At 74.6% G+C, this 14,056-nt stretch carries 14 protein-coding genes; 5 read left to right on the plus strand and 9 right to left on the minus strand.

Features of this window, described 5'->3' with window-relative positions; all coding sequences use genetic code 11:
* Positions 1-3: 3 nt before the first annotated feature.
* Positions 4-552: a GNAT family N-acetyltransferase gene (locus GR130_RS10535; protein WP_159504469.1), complete on the plus strand. Its 549-nt coding sequence runs from the start codon at positions 4-6 to the stop codon at positions 550-552.
* On the opposite strand, the gene GR130_RS10540 is transcribed toward GR130_RS10535, so the two are convergent.
* Positions 494-1,189, minus strand: a complete 696-nt coding sequence (locus GR130_RS10540) for a class I SAM-dependent methyltransferase (protein ID WP_159504470.1) — start codon at positions 1,187-1,189, stop codon at positions 494-496. The genes GR130_RS10535 and GR130_RS10540 overlap by 59 nt on opposite strands.
* A 104-nt stretch (positions 1,190-1,293) precedes the next feature.
* On the opposite strand from GR130_RS10540, the gene GR130_RS10545 reads away from it, so the two are divergent.
* Both GR130_RS10545 and GR130_RS10550 read left to right on the plus strand, forming a co-directional pair.
* Positions 1,294-1,998 carry a DsbA family oxidoreductase gene (locus GR130_RS10545; protein ID WP_159504471.1) on the plus strand — a complete coding sequence of 235 codons (705 nt, stop codon included), beginning with the start codon at positions 1,294-1,296 and terminating at the stop codon, positions 1,996-1,998.
* 72 nt (positions 1,999-2,070) lie between these two features.
* A complete protein-coding gene (locus GR130_RS10550; RefSeq protein ID WP_159504472.1) occupies positions 2,071-3,132 on the plus strand; it encodes an aminotransferase class V-fold PLP-dependent enzyme in 1,062 nt (353 codons plus the stop codon).
* Positions 3,133-3,459: 327 nt separating this feature from the next.
* Here the strand turns inward: GR130_RS10550 and thpD are convergent, their stop codons facing one another.
* The 4 genes from thpD to ectA form a co-directional block, all read right to left on the minus strand.
* A complete protein-coding gene (thpD, locus tag GR130_RS10555) occupies positions 3,460-4,362 on the minus strand; it encodes an ectoine hydroxylase (RefSeq protein WP_159504473.1) in 903 nt (300 codons plus the stop codon).
* A gap of 107 nt (positions 4,363-4,469) precedes the next feature.
* Complete coding sequence (locus GR130_RS10560; protein WP_159504474.1) at positions 4,470-4,886, minus strand: ectoine synthase; 417 nt, start codon at positions 4,884-4,886, stop codon at positions 4,470-4,472.
* A 46-nt stretch (positions 4,887-4,932) separates the two neighbouring features.
* Positions 4,933-6,201, minus strand: a complete 1,269-nt coding sequence (gene ectB, locus GR130_RS10565) for a diaminobutyrate--2-oxoglutarate transaminase (RefSeq protein WP_159504475.1) — start codon at positions 6,199-6,201, stop codon at positions 4,933-4,935.
* A gap of 150 nt (positions 6,202-6,351) precedes the next feature.
* The gene (gene ectA, locus GR130_RS10570; protein WP_159504476.1) at positions 6,352-6,918 is read right to left on the minus strand and encodes a diaminobutyrate acetyltransferase; all 567 of its coding nucleotides are present in this window, start codon (positions 6,916-6,918) and stop codon (positions 6,352-6,354) included.
* Positions 6,919-7,413: 495 nt separating this feature from the next.
* Here ectA and GR130_RS10575 point away from each other — a divergent pair, with 495 nt between their 5' ends.
* Together GR130_RS10575 and GR130_RS10580 are read left to right on the plus strand one after the other, a co-directional pair.
* Positions 7,414-8,505 (plus strand): amidohydrolase family protein, encoded by a 1,092-nt coding sequence (locus GR130_RS10575; protein ID WP_201305160.1) that lies wholly within the window; start codon positions 7,414-7,416, stop codon positions 8,503-8,505.
* A 285-nt stretch (positions 8,506-8,790) separates the two neighbouring features.
* Positions 8,791-9,741 (plus strand): SCO1860 family LAETG-anchored protein, encoded by a 951-nt coding sequence (locus tag GR130_RS10580; RefSeq protein ID WP_159504477.1) that lies wholly within the window; start codon positions 8,791-8,793, stop codon positions 9,739-9,741.
* Positions 9,742-9,928: 187 nt separating this feature from the next.
* Here the strand turns inward: GR130_RS10580 and cobC are convergent, their stop codons facing one another.
* The 4 genes from cobC to GR130_RS10600 are packed head-to-tail and all read right to left on the minus strand — an operon-like array spanning position 9,929 to position 14,049.
* The gene (cobC, locus tag GR130_RS10585; RefSeq protein WP_159504478.1) at positions 9,929-11,050 is read right to left on the minus strand and encodes an Rv2231c family pyridoxal phosphate-dependent protein CobC; all 1,122 of its coding nucleotides are present in this window, start codon (positions 11,048-11,050) and stop codon (positions 9,929-9,931) included.
* Entirely contained in the window at positions 11,047-11,937 is an 891-nt protein-coding gene (locus GR130_RS10590) for a sirohydrochlorin chelatase (RefSeq protein WP_159504479.1), read from the minus strand. The genes cobC and GR130_RS10590 overlap by 4 nt, the downstream gene beginning before the upstream one ends.
* Positions 11,934-12,563, minus strand: a complete 630-nt coding sequence (locus tag GR130_RS10595; RefSeq protein WP_201305269.1) for a cobalamin biosynthesis protein — start codon at positions 12,561-12,563, stop codon at positions 11,934-11,936. The genes GR130_RS10590 and GR130_RS10595 overlap by 4 nt, the downstream gene beginning before the upstream one ends.
* Before the next feature lie 43 nt (positions 12,564-12,606).
* Positions 12,607-14,049, minus strand: a complete 1,443-nt coding sequence (locus GR130_RS10600) for a cobyrinate a,c-diamide synthase (RefSeq protein ID WP_159504481.1) — start codon at positions 14,047-14,049, stop codon at positions 12,607-12,609.
* Between the last annotated feature and the right edge of the window lie 7 nt (positions 14,050-14,056).

Here is a 14,056-nt window from a genome sequence, read left to right on the forward strand (position 1 = left end):
CAGGTGCACCCCGAGACCCGCGACCCCGCCCTCCAGGTCCGCTCCGCCACCCCCGCCGACCTGGAGCCCATCGCCGCCCTGCACACCGCCGCCCGCGCCGCGTACCTGCGCGGCCGGGTGCCGGACGCGCCCTTCGACACCCCCGCCGAGCACGCCCGGTGGCGGGACGCCTGGGCCCGGGTGCTGCACCAGGAAGGGACCCCGTCGCTGTGCGCGATACGCGGCGGCACCGTCGTCGGCGCCGCCTCGTACCGCCGCCGCACCGACCCCCGCGGCACCGTCGCACTGCACCAGCTGCACGTCGACCCCGCCCACTGGGGCACCGGCGTGGGCCGCGCACTGCACGCCGCCTGCCTGGACGCCTGGCGCACCGCCGGATTCTCCCGGGCCGTCCTCGACGTGCTCTGGCACAACCACCGCGCCCGCGCCTTCTACGCCCGCCTCGGCTGGGGCCCCGACCCGGACCGCCGCCCGGCCCCCGACGCCAGCCACCTCACCCTGACGCTCGCCCTGCCCGGCCGGGACGGCCGGCCGGTTCCCGCCGGGCCATGATCTGCAGCCGCTCGGCCGTCCGTCCGCTCAGCGTGCGGACCGTCTCGCGCCGCTCCCGCACCACCGAGAACCCCGCCGACCGCACCAGCTCCCGCAGCCGCTCCGGCGGATGGTGCCGGAAGACCCCGCCCTCGTCGGTCGCGAACACCCCGAACGTCCCGTACCGCTCCGCGAAGCGCCCGTAGCGCTCCTGGTTGTGCGCGTCGGCCTGGAGCGGCACATCGCTCAGGTACAGCACCCCGCCGGGGCGCACCAGCCGCCCCAGCTCCCCGGCGATCGCCCGCTGCTCCGCGTCCTCGGGGACACAGGTCAGCACCGCGAACAGCAGCGCCGCGTCGAAGCTCGCGTCCCCGAACGGCAGCGGCAGACCGGGCCGGTGCAGCAGCTCCAGCCCCGGGTGCTCGCGCCGCCCGCGCGCGATCAGCGCCGCGGACGGGTCGACCCCGCACACCGCCCCGTACCCCAGCCCGGCCAGCTCGGCGGTGAGCCGCCCGTAGCCGCAGCCGTAGTCCAGCACCCGCGCGGCGGGCGGCACGAACTCCGCCAGCAGCGCCGGGTCGAGCGGGTGGGTGAAGGTCTTGGCGGCCCCGGTCGTCTCCCAGAACCGGTCCGGCCCCTGCGGCGATGGCGTGGTCATACCGGGACGGTACCCGCGGAATACTCCGCAATCCTGCGCTGTTGGACCAGGTCACACCCGCACGCCCGCTCCCACCGAGCACGACGAGGAAAGCCAGCCACTCCATGCGCGTCGAAATCTGGTCCGACATCGCCTGCCCCTGGTGCTACATCGGCAAGGCCCGCTTCGCGTCGGGGCTCGCCGCCTTCGCGCACCGCGACGACGTCGAGGTCGTCCACCGCTCCTTCGAGCTGGACCCGAACGCCCCGGCGCCCACCGACATCCCCGTCCTCGACATGCTCGCGCGGAAGTACCGCGTCACCCGCACCGAGGCCGAGGCGATGGAGGCCCGGGTCGCCGAGGCGGCGTCCGGCGAGGGCCTGGACTACCGCTCCGACCGCATCCACGGCAACACCTTCGACCTGCACCGTCTCCTCCACCTAGCCAAGGACCACGGCGTCCAGGACGCCCTGCTGTCCGCCCTCTACGACGCCAACTTCGCCCAGGCCCGGCCGCTCGGCGACCCTGCCGAGCTGACCCGGATATCCGTGGCCGCCGGCCTTCCCGCCGACGAGGTCGCCCGCGTGCTGGCCGACCCGGACGCCTACGCCGAGGCGGTGCGGGCCGACGAGCGCGCCGCCGCCGAGCTCGGTGCCACCGGCGTGCCCTTCTTCGTCATCGACCGCCGCTACGGCGTCTCCGGGGCCCAGCCCGCCGAGGTCTTCCGCCAGGCCCTGGAGCGCGCCCACGCCGACGGCGCCGTGCGGATCCTGCCGGCCGGCGACGCGGAGGTTTGCGGCGACGAGGGCTGCGCCGTCCCGGAACGGTAGGGCCGCAACGGGACGGTCCGGCGCGGCTCCCGTGAGATGGACGCCGCGCTGTTCGCCGAGCACAGTGGGGCCATGCTGCGATACGAGGCACTGGGCGGGGACGAATTCGCCCCCGAGACGGTCTACCTGAACTCGGCGTCCAGCGGGCTGCTGCCCGCGCGGAGCGCCGCCGCGCTGCGGGAGGCGCTGACGGAGTCGGCGTCGTACGGCACGATGGGGCGCGACTACTTCGCTCCGGCCACGGCCGCGCGGCGGGCGTTCGGGCGGCTGACGGGGGTGCCCGAGGAGCGGGTGGCCCTGGGCAGTTCGGTCGCGGTGCGGTCGGCGTTCGTGGCGGCCTCGCTGCCCGCGGGCGCCGAAGTGCTGGTCGCCGAGGGGGACTTCAGCTCGCTGGTGAACCCGCTGGCGGCGCACCCCGGCTGCACGGTCCGCGCGGTACCGCTGGAGGCGCTCGCCGAGGAGGTACGGCCCCGGACGGCACTGGTCGCGGTGAGCGCGGTACAGGCGCTGGACGGCCGGATCGCCGACCTGGCGGCCGTACGGGAGGCGGCCCGGGCGCATGGGGCGCGCACGTACGTCGACATCACACAGTCCGCCGGATGGCTGCCCCTGGACATCGCCGGCTTCGACTTCGTGGTGTGCGGGGCCTTCAAGTGGCTGCTGTGCCCGCGCGGTACGACGTTCCTGTACCTCGGCGGCGACGCGGCCGACTGGCCCCCGGCGGTGCACGCCGGGTGGGTGGCCGGGGAGGACGTCGGCGAGTCGAACTACGGGGTGATCGGCCGGCCGGCGGCGACCGCCCGGCGGTTCGACGAGCCGTACGCGTACTACTCGTACGTGGCCGCCGAGCACTCCCTCGGCCTGATGGCGGAGGTGGGGGTGGCCGCGGTGCACGCGCACAACACCGCGCTGGCCGACCGGTACCGCGCCGGGCTGGCCGAGGCCGGCTTCCCCTCGCGGCCGGCGCCCGGCTCCGCGATCGTCTCCACCCCGGGGCTCGCCGGCGCGGAGCCGCGGCTGGCCGCGGCCGGGGTGCGGATCGCGGTGCGCGGCGGGCTGCTGCGCGCCTCGTTCCACCTCTACAACTCGGCGCGGGACGTGGAGAAGGTGCTGGCGCTGCTGCGTGAGGCGTGAGGCGTGAGGCGGGCGGGGAGCCGGGGAGCGGGGGAGCCGGGGAACACCGGGAAGACGCCGCGGTCCCGGGACGCAGAGGTGAGGGCCAACATCTCGTCTCTGTGGGCGAGTTACCGTCCGCGCGCCGGGACGGCGGCCCCGTCGACCGCAGTTGAGAGGCCGTCAGTGACCACCGCGTGCGCGGTGGACCGACCGTCCGGCGGGTCGGCACCGCCGACGCCCGGTCGGAACGCGCCGTGGCCGCCGCACGGTCGATGCCGTGCGGCGGCCAGGAGCGCTCCGCGCCGTCCCCGGTACGCGGTCGTGCGCCAGCGCACCGGCGTGCCCCTACTTGACGGGAACGAACGGGGCCCGCGCCCCGATGTACTCCGGGCGCCGGACCGGCGCCGCGAACGGCTCCACGGCGGCGTTGTCCACGCTGTTGAAGACGATGAAGACGTTGCTGCGCGGGTACGGCGTGATGTTGTCGCCGGAGCCGTGCATGGCGTTGCAGTCGAACCACGTCGCCGAGCCGGCCCGGCCGGTGAACAGCCGGATGCCGTGCCGGTCCGCCATCTTCGTGAGCACCTCGTCCGACGGGATGCCCGCGTCCTGCATCTGGAGCGACCGCTTGTAGTTGTCCTTCGGCGTCTCGCCCTCGCAGCCCACGAAGTGCCGGTGCGAACCGGGCATGATCATCAGGCCGCCGTTGGTGTCGTAGTTCTCGGTCAGCGCGATCGAGACCGACACGGTGCGCATGTTCGCCAGACCGTCCTCGGCGTGCCAGGTCTCGAAGTCGGAGTGCCAGTAGAAGCCGGAGGCACCGAAGCCGGGCTTCACGTTGATCCGCGACTGGTGGACGTAGACGTCCGAACCGAGGATCTGGCGGGCCCGGCCGACCACCCGCGGGTCGCGGACCAGCCGGGCGAACACCTCGCTGATCCTGTGCACTTCGAAGACGGACCGGACGCTCTGCGACTTCGGCTCGACGATGGAGCGCGGGTCGGCGCGCATCGCCGGGTCGAGCACCAGCCGGTCCAGCTCGGCGCGGTACACCGCGACTTCCTCTGCCGTGAGCAGCTCCCCGATGGCGAAAAAGCCGTCGCGTTCAAAGTCGCTCAGCTCGGACGGCGCGAACGGGCCGGCCGTTCCGGGCTGCGACCACACCACCGGGTCCTTCCGCGGGGTGATGACCTCTGTGGTCCCACGGGTCGGGTACAGGTCGGCGGTGCGCTCGGGTGCGGTGGTCATGGTGGTGCCTTCCTCTCCTCTCGGACGGAACGTGGTTCTCACGCGCGCGGTGCGTTGCCCTCCTCACCGCTGCCGGACGGGGCGGGGAGGGGGGCCGGTGGCCGGTCTCAGCCCGCCTCGGGCTCCGGGTCGGGTTCGGTGAGAAGGGGGTAGACCCCGTTCTCGTCGTGGTCCTCGCGGCCGGTGACCGGCGGGTTGAAGACGCACAGGCAGCGGAAGTCCTTCTTGATCCGCATGGTGTGCTTCTCGTGCCCGTCGAGCAGGTACATCACACCGGGCGTGATGGTGTGCTTCTCGCCGGTCTCGTCGTTGGTCAGCTCGGCCTCGCCCTCGACGCACACGACGGCCTCGATGTGGTTCGCGTACCACATCGAGGTCTCGGTGCCGGCGTAGAGGACGGTCTCGTGCAGCGAGAAGCCGACCCGCTCCTTGGCGAGCACGATGCGCTTGCTCTCCCAGGTGCCGGACTTGGCCTTGACGTGGCGGTCGGTGCCTTCGATGTCCTGGAACGATCGGACGATCACGGTGAGTTGGTGCCTTTCTGTGGAACGGTCGGGAGCTCTCGGTGGATCAGGCGCAGTCGCGGACCGCGCGGGCGAGGATCCGCAGACCCTCGTCCAGCTCCTCGGGGGTGGTCGTCAGCGCGGGCAGCAGCTTGACGACCTCGCTCTCCGGGCCGGAGGTCTCGATGAGCAGACCCAGCTCGAAGGCGCGCTTGGCGATCTTGCCGGCGAGGCTCTTGTCGGCGCACTCCATGCCCCACACCAGACCGCGGCCGCGGTACTCGACGAAGGTGTCCGGGTGCGCCTCGACGATGGCCTTGAGGTGCGACTCGACGATCTCACCGCGGCCGAGGGTCTGCTTCTCCATCTGACCGTCGGCCCAGTACGTGTCGAGCGCTGCGGCGGCGGTGACGAAGGCCGGGTTGTTGCCGCGGAAGGTGCCGTTGTGCTCGCCCGGTTCCCAGATGTCCAGCTCGGGCTTGAACAGCGTCAGCGCGAGCGGGAGCCCGTAGCCGCTGATGGACTTCGAGACGGTGACGATGTCCGGCACGATGCCCGCCTCCTCGAAGGAGAAGAAGGCACCCGTACGGCCGCAGCCCATCTGGATGTCGTCGACGATCAGCAGCATGTCCTGGCGCTCGCACAGGTCGGCGAGGGCGCGCAGCCACTCGGCGCGGGCCACGTTGATGCCGCCCTCGCCCTGCACGGTCTCCACGATCACGGCCGCGGGCTTGTTGAGGCCGGAGCCCTGGTCCTCCAGCAGCCGCTCGAACCAGAGGAAGTCGGGGACCTGGCCGTCGAGGTAGTGGTCGAACGGCATCGGGGTGCCGTGCACCAGCGGGATGCCGGCGCCGGCCCGCTTGAAGGCGTTGCCGGTGACCGCGAGGGAGCCCAGCGACATGCCGTGGAAGGCGTTGGTGAAGGACACGATCGACTCGCGGCCCTTGACCTTGCGGGCCAGTTTCAGCGCGGCCTCGACGGCGTTGGTGCCCGTCGGGCCCGGGAACATGACCTTGTAGGGCAGGTCGCGCGGGCGCAGGACGATGTTCTGGAACGACTCCAGGAAGGCCCGTTTGGCCGTGGTGGACATGTCCAGGCCGTGGGTGACGCCGTCCCGCTCGATGTAGTCGATCAGGGCGCGTTTGAGGACCGGGTTGTTGTGCCCGTAGTTGAGCGACCCGGCACCGGCGAAGAAGTCGAGGTACGCATGGCCGTCCTCGTCGAACATGCGGCTGCCCTGGGCGCGGTCGAAGACGGTGGGCCAGCCACGGCAGTAGCTGCGCACCTCCGACTCCACGGTCTCGAAGACGCTCAGGTCGGGCTGGGTGATGGTCACGGCAGGCTCCTGGGAGAAGAAAGCGGAGGGGGAGAAGTCCGGGGGTGGATCGGGTGGGGCGGTGCGGCTCCCGTGTGGTTCACGGGTTCGGGCGGTGGTCCCGCACGGCCGCTGCGGCATGGTCGGTGCCGCGCGGCCCTGGGGCCGTCGTCAGCGTCCGGGGCGGGACGGTGGACGGAACGGGCCTATGAGGTTCAGGACCTCCGGCTCGTGGCCCTGCTCCGGGAACAGCCCCGCGTCGAAGAGCACCTCGCGCTTGACCGGCACCGAGTGCCGCTCGGCGAAGGACGCGAACAGCCGGTTGGACGCGGCGTTGTCAGGGGTGATGGTCGTCTCGACGAGGGATATGCCCTGTTCGTCCATGACGCGGGTGGTCAGCCCGTCCAGGAGCGCGGCGGCCAGCCCCCGTCCGCGGTGCGCGCCGTCGACGGCGACCTGCCAGACGACGAGCGTGTCCGGGCGCTCGGGGCGGACGTAGCCGGTGACGAAGGCGGCCGGCTCGCCCTCCGCGTCACGTGCGACGACGGAGGTGGCGGCGAAGTCGCGACACCACAGGAGGTAGCTGTAGGAGGAGTTGAGGTCCAGTGCCTTGGAGTCGCGGGCGATGCGCCAGATCGCGGCTCCGTCCTCCACGCGCGGGGTGTCGAGCTTGAAGCCCTCCGGAATTTCCCTGATTTCGCTTCGGGCACCTGCATGGTCTGCTTGTGCGGCGGTCATGGAAATTAAATTTACCGAGGGAAAAAGGAAAATGCATCGCGGGCAGGGGTTACATGGGACTCCTCTTTGTGTTATCACGCGGGGGCGCGCGAGCGCGCGGTGCGTCGGCAAGATGTCTCGATTTGACCCGAAAGTTCGGGGCGAAACGGACACGCTGTGTAGTCGGTCACAGCTCCGTAACGGCGATGAGATGCGTCCGAATTACGGGACTTGACGCTAGCGAAATCTTGGCGTTTGAGGTGCGGAAAAGCGGGCAGAAGAATACGGGAAGCTACGCTTCTGCGAAATGGTAATTCGCCGGTGGAAGATGCCCGGAGCAGTTCACCGCAAGGTACGCCGGAAGTCTTGCCGGCGACATATGAGAAGCCCCGTGGGAAGGCGCGTGAGAAGCCGCGGGTGATTATGGGGCGGCCGGTCGAATACGACCCCCGGGTATGCTCCGGTCCGCCATGGCCCACGGCTCGGCCGCACGCATAAAGTGCCTGCATGACGTCCATGAGCGATGGTGCGGTGCTGCACCTCAAGGGGAGGGTCCTCGTCGGGCCGGACGACGTACGCGACGAGCTGTGGGTGGTCGACGGCCGGGTGACCTTCGAGCGGCCGGCGATGGCACGCGATGCCATGACCGTCGCGGGCTGGGTGCTGCCGGGCCTGGTCGACGCCCACTGCCACGTCGGACTGGACGCGCACGGCCCGGTGGACGCCGCCACCAGCGAGAAGCAGGCGCTCACCGACCGTGACGCCGGCACCCTCCTGATCCGGGACGCCGGATCCCCCTCCGACACCCGCTGGATCGACGACCGCGCCGACCTGCCGCGGATCATCCGCGCCGGCCGCCACATCGCGCGCACCAGGCGCTACATCCGCAACTACGCGCACGAGATCGAGCCCGAGGACCTGGTCGCCTACGTCGCCCAGGAGGCCCGGCGCGGCGACGGCTGGGTCAAGCTCGTCGGCGACTGGATCGACCGCTCCACCGGCGACCTGGCGGCCTGCTGGCCCGCCGGCGCCGTCGAGGCCGCCATCGCCGAGGCGCACCGGCTCGGCGCCCGGGTCACCGCCCACTGCTTCGCCGAGGAGTCCCTCGCCCCGCTCGTCGAGGCCGGCATCGACTGCGTCGAGCACGCCACCGGCCTCACCGAGGACACCATCCCGCTCTTCGCCGAACGCGGTGTGGCGATCGTCCCGACCCTGGTCAACATCGCGACCTTCCCGCAGCTCGCGGCCGGCGGCGAGGCGAAGTTCCCGCGCTGGGCGGACCATATGCGCCGGCTGCACGCCCGCCGCTACGACACCGTGCGCGCGGCCCACGACGCCGGGGTGCCGGTCTTCGCCGGTACCGACGCGGGCGGCTCGCTGCCGCACGGCCTGGTCGCCGACGAGGTCGCCGAGCTCATGAAGGCCGGGCTGTCCGCCGTCGCCGCCCTCTCCGCGACGACCTGGGGCGCCCGCGAGTGGCTGGGCCGCCCGGGGCTCACCGAGGGCGCCCCGGCCGACCTCGTCGTCTACGAGGCCGACCCCCGGGCCGACGTCCGGGTGCTGGCGGCGCCGCGCCTGGTGGTCCTGCGGGGGCGGGCCATCGGCTGACGGGCGGTGCCCGGTGCCGCCCGCGGCACCGGGGCGGCACCGGGCGGCCGTGCGCCGGCCGCGTCGCGGAGCCGGCCGCCGCCATGCCGGCCTCTGGCCTCCGTCCGATGCGTCGAGGCGCTCGAATAAGGGCGCGAAAACCACCCCTTGGGGTGAACTGCCTCTCCATTTCCTCCTGTTCACCCTCCGTACGTACACGATGTGCGGGTCGAGGTCGCCGGCCCGCGCGATGTCCCCCATTGGCGCGGTCGGCGGCTCCATCTCTCTCGTGGGGGTTCCACACACGTGTTAACCAGTTCCGCCGGCTCCTCCGGCGTGTCGCGGCGGCTCGGCGCGGCCCTGGCCGCCGCCGCGCTGACGGCCGGTCCCGTCGTCGCCCTCGGCGCCGCACCCGCCGCGTACGCCGCCGGCAACGACGGCCGTGGCGACGGCACTTCGGGTGCGGCCGTGCTGCGCACCGGCCTGGACGTCGGGCTGCTCGACAAGTCGCTCCGCGTCCCGCTGCGGGCCACCCTGAACGACGTGCACGCACCGGCCTCGGCCGGCAGGACCGCGCTCACCGTCACCCTGGACGGGATCGACCAGGGCCGGCCGTTCAGCGTGCTGCGGGCCGATGTCGCCACCGCGCGGGCCACCGCCGACGCCGAGGGCGCGAAAGGCTACGCCAACCTCGTGCACGCCGCGGTGCACCTGCCGGGCCTCCCCGCGCTGCCGCTGATCGAGGTCCAGCAGGTGACCTCCACGGCGGAGTGCCGGGCCGGGCAGCACCCGCGGGCCACGTCGCAAGTGCTGGGCAGCGTCCAGGTGCTGGGCAAGCGGGTCACGCTCGGCGCGAGCGGGACGACGGCGGTCACCGTGCCGGGGGTGGGCGACGTACGGCTCGATCTGTCGCACAAGGCCGTGACGTCGACGAGCGCCGCGGCGACCGCGCTCCAACTCCGGGTCTCCGTCAACCCGTTGAAGCTCAATGTGGCCGAGGTGCACGGCCAGGTGACGCTGGCGCAGGCCACCTGCACCACCCCGCACGGTACGGCGCCCGGCACACCGGAGAAGCCCGGGGAACCCCAGGGCGGCGCCGGCGGCACCCGCCCGGCCACGCAGAACCTCGCCGAGACCGGCGGCAGTTCGGCCACCCCGTATGTCGCCGGGGGCGCGGCCCTGCTGGTCGCCGCCGGCGCCGGATCGCTGATCCACGCCCGTCGCCGCCGCGCCGCCGCACCGGGCGGGCGCGGCTGACAGGACCCGTACGCCGTGCCGGTGCTGTGGGGGCTCCGGTGCGGGGTACGGACCGGAGGCGCGCCGGGTGGGCCCGCGCGGCGCGCCTCCCCTCGCCGGGGTCCTGGTCGGAGCGTGGTCCGGCCGGGGCCCCGGGGAGACCCTCCGGGCCCTGGGGCCCGTCCGATGGGTCGGGGTCGAACAGGCCCTAACCCAGGGGCTGTTCGGCGAGTACGTCCGCCAGTGCGGCCCCCAGACGGTCGGTGGTGGCCCGGTCCCGTACGGCGAGCCGCAGCCAGTCGGGGCCCAGGCCGGGGAAGGTGTCACCGCGGCGCACCGCGAAACCGCGCGCCCGGAGTCCGGCGCGTACCGCCGCGGCACCGGGCAGCCGGACCAGGACGAACGGGCCGGCGGCCGGGCCGACCGCCCGCAGCGCGGCGAACTCGCCCAGCCGGGCCAGCAGATGGGCCCGGTCCCCGGCGATCTCCTCGGCCGCGGCGGCGGCCTCGGCGAGCGCCGCCGGCTCGCAGCACGCCTCGGCGGCGGCCAGCGCCGGAGTGGAGACCGGCCACAGCGGCTGGGCCCGCTCCAGGGCCGCGAGGGTGTCCTCGGCGGCCAGCACGTAGCCGATGCGCAGACCGGCCAGCCCCCAGGTCTTGGTGAGGCTGCGCAGCACGATCAGCCCCGGCAGCCCGCCCACCCGCCCGGCCAGCGACTCCCGTTCACCGGCCACCGCGTCCATGAACGCCTCGTCCACGACCAGGGTGCGGCCGGGCCGGGCCAGCCGCTCCAGCACGGCGGCGGGATGCAGCACGGACGTGGGGTTGGTGGGGTTGCCGACGACGACCAGATCGGCGTCGGCGGGCACCGCGGCCGGGTCCAGCCGGAAGCCGTCCGCCTCGGTGAGCAGCACCCGCCCGACGTCGTGCCCGGCGTCCCGCAGCGCCGCCTCGGGCTCGGTGAACTGCGGGTGCACCACGACCGGCCGGCGGGCCCGTACGGCGCGCGCGATCAGTACGAACGCCTCCGCCGCACCCGCCGTCAGCAGCACCCGACCCACCGGGAGCCGGTGCCGGGCCGCGACCGCCCGGCGGGCCGCCCGGCCGTCCGGATACGCGGCGAGGCCGTCCAGCGACGCGGCGATCCGGGCCTTGAGCCAGGCCGGGGGAGTGCCGGTGCGGACGTTGACCGCGAGGTCGGTCAGCCCGGTCAGCGGGCCGTCGGCGCCGCGCACCTCGGCGTCGCCGTGGTGCCGCAGATCCGGTTCGGGGTGCGGCGGGCCCGGCTCGGGCGGCGCGGTGACCGCCGGATACGGCGCGGGCCGGGTCACGGCTGGCCCCCGGTGCCCGCCACCGCCGGCGGCACCGCGCCGAACGGCGGCCGGGCGTCCCCCGCCGCCGTCCGGCCGCCGCCCCGCGCCTCGTCCGCCAGCGTCGCGCGGTAGCGCTCCATGACCACCTGGGCCAGCTCCGGCACCGGGCCGATCACCTCCGCGCCGATCACCTCGGTCCACGGGTTCGCCGCCGCCCAGCCCTCGGCCTGCATCCGCAGCCGCTCCAGGAGGTCGCCGGCGAAGAAGAAGTACGGCAGGACCACGATGCGCATCGGGCCGGTGGCGCCGGGCGCCGCGGTGGCCAGCGTGCGGCACCGGTCGAGACCGGCCGGCACGTCCGGCGCGGTGAGGGTGACGAACGCGGTCTCCACACCCGCGAAGCCGCGCCCCTCCCACAACAGCCGGGCGGCCCGCACCACTTCGGCGTTGGCGTACGGGTCGGCCGCGCCCCGCCCCACCAGCAGCACGGTCGTCCGGGCCCGGTCCTGCGGCCGCCGCGCGCCGCCGCCCAGCGCCTCGTCCAGCCGCCGCTCCAGTACGGCGAGGAGCTTGGGGTGCGGCCCCAGCTCGGCGGCGCAGTCGTAGCCGACCCCGGGGTGCGCCGCGGTCGCCGCCGCCAGCGCGTCGGGCAGGCTCTCCCGCAGCGGCCCGGTGGGCGCCGGCAGCAGGGGGACGCCGACGATCCGCGTGGCGCCCCGCCGGACGAGTTCGCCGACCGCGGCGGACACCGGCCGCGGCGACGCCGCGGCGCCGAAGAACCCGCCGGCGACGGGCACTTCGGGATGGCGCACGGTGAGCGTGCGGACCAGCGCCTCCAGGGCGTCGGTGGCGCCTTCGTGACGCGTGCCGTGACCGGCGATGAGCAGTGCGGGAGGGGTGGTCACAACGTCTCCTTGCTACCGGGGGTTTCACCGACGGGCCTGCTGCCGTCGACATCCGCCGTCCGCCGGTCCGCGCCGGGGCGGGGCGGACCGGGGGAGGGCAAGACGATATCCGCACCGGCCGGTCGGGCGGCGGTCGCTCCCTCCGTACCGGAGGTAATGGCCGAACTGCCCCAAGTGTCCGCGCCGGTGGGCGCGGCGAGGGCACAGGTGGCCATCGGCGGCCGGCCGTCCGGCGCGGAGGCGCGCTTCCCGGCGATCAGCCGGGCGCCCGGCCCGGCGGCCAGCAGGGCGGCGGCCTCGGCGACGCTCGGGGTGCCGGCCGCGGCCCGCACGGCGGCGGACGGTGCCGGTACCGGTACGGCTGCCAGCGCCGCCGCCGGATACGACCGCAGCGGCACCCCCAGCCGCCGGGCCGCGCCCAGCAGTCCGGGCTCCGCCGCCTTGGCCGTGACCGTGGCCAGCGCGGCGAGCGCGGCCGGCGGCCGGCCCGCCGCCGCGAGCACGGCGCCGATCAGCTCCAGCACCTCCGCCTCCGGGACGCCGCGGCGGGCGCCGACCCCGGCGATCAGCGCGGGCGCGGGCCGCCCGGCGCCGGAGTCCGCCGCGCGGTGGCCGCAGTCCGGCACCGGGCTCCTCACCGGCCGAAACCGCCGGCAGGGCCGGGCGCGTTCACCGGCTGCCGCCCGCGAGGGCCGCCGGCCCGCGCCGCACCGCGGAGTGCACCAGCCGTACCGCCAGCGACGGTTCGGCGGCCCAGTGGACGTGCAGGTACGAGGCGTGCACCCCGCCCGCCACATAGCCCTCCACGGTGCGCGCCGGGTGCGTCACGCCCCACGCCGGGGACGGGCCGGCGCCCGGCTCCAGCGCCGTGCGGTGGAACTCGTGGCCGCGCACCCGGGTCCCGGCCACCGCCAGCGCGTTGTCCTGGAGAGCCACCGCCTCCCGGTAGCCGAGGGTCAGCCGCTCCGTCATCCGGGCGTCGGCGGGCAGCACCCCGCACATCGGCTTCCCGTCGAGCGACCGGGCGAGATACAGCAGCCCGGCGCACTCGGCGGTCACCGGAGCCCCGGAGGCGGCCAGCTCCGCCACCGCCGTCCGCAGCGGCGCGTTCGCCGACAGGTCCGGCGCGTACACCTCGGGGAAGCCGCCGCCGATCACCAACCCCCGCGTGCCGGACGGCAGTCGCTCGTCGTGGAGCGGGTCGAACGGGACGACGTCGGCGCCCGCCGCGGTCAGCAGCTCGGCATGCTCGGCGTACGAGAAGGTGAACGCGGCACCGCCCGCGACCGCGATCAGCGGCCGGCCGGCGGCCGCCGCCCCCGCGGACCGCCCGGCCGGAGGCGTCGCGGTCGGCGCCGCCGCGACCGCGTCGATCTCGGCTGCCGGGTCCCACGCCCCGGCCGGCAGCTCCGGCACGTTCCGGGCGAGCGCGAGCAGCGCCGCGAGGTCGCAGCCCTCGCGCACCCGGGCGGCCAGTTCCGCGACCGACTCCACCGCCTCGGCGCGCCGTTCGGCGACCGGCACCAGGCCCAGGTGCCGGGACGGCGTACGGGCCTGCCCGGTGCGGCGCAGGGCACCGAGCACCGGCACCCCGGAGGAGCCCATGGCGTCCCGCAGCAGCTCCTCGTGGCGGTCCGAGCCGACCTTGTTGAGGATCACCCCGGCCAGCCGCACCTCCGGGTCCCACGACGCGAAGCCGTGCACCAGCGCGGCCACCGACCGGGACTGCGACGACGCGTCCACCACCAGCACCACCGGCGCCCGCAGCACCTTCGCGATCTGCGCCGTCGACGCCAGCTCGCCCATCCCGGACGCCCCGTCGAACAGCCCCATCACGCCCTCGACGAGCGCCAGGTCCGCGCCCGCCGCACCGTGCAGGAACAGCGGCGCGATCCGCTCCGGGCCGCACAGGTAGGCGTCCAGGTTGCGGCCGGGGCGGCCGGTGGCCAGCGCGTGGTAGCCGGGGTCGATGTAGTCCGGCCCCACCTTGTGCGGCGAGACCGTGAGCCCCGCCTCGGCGAAGGCGGCCATCAGGCCGGTGGCCACCGTCGTCTTCCCGGCGCCCGAGGACGGCGCGGCGATCACCAGCCGGGGGACGGCGGTGCCGCTCATGAGGTGC

The sequence above is a fragment of the Streptomyces sp. GS7 genome, assembly GCF_009834125.1.
GTDB lineage: Bacteria > Actinomycetota > Actinomycetes > Streptomycetales > Streptomycetaceae > Streptomyces.

Coding starts and splice junctions, on each gene's coding strand:
- GR130_RS10540 (WP_159504470.1), bottom strand. CDS start 1,189: ATGACCACGCCATCGCCGCAGGGGCCGGACCGGTTCTGGGAGACGACC.
- GR130_RS10545 (WP_159504471.1), top strand. CDS start 1,294: ATGCGCGTCGAAATCTGGTCCGACATCGCCTGCCCCTGGTGCTACATC.
- GR130_RS10550 (WP_159504472.1), top strand. CDS start 2,071: ATGCTGCGATACGAGGCACTGGGCGGGGACGAATTCGCCCCCGAGACG.
- thpD (WP_159504473.1), bottom strand. CDS start 4,362: ATGACCACCGCACCCGAGCGCACCGCCGACCTGTACCCGACCCGTGGG.
- ectA (WP_159504476.1), bottom strand. CDS start 6,918: ATGACCGCCGCACAAGCAGACCATGCAGGTGCCCGAAGCGAAATCAGG.
- GR130_RS10575 (WP_201305160.1), top strand. CDS start 7,414: ATGAGCGATGGTGCGGTGCTGCACCTCAAGGGGAGGGTCCTCGTCGGG.
- GR130_RS10600 (WP_159504481.1), bottom strand. CDS start 14,049: ATGAGCGGCACCGCCGTCCCCCGGCTGGTGATCGCCGCGCCGTCCTCG.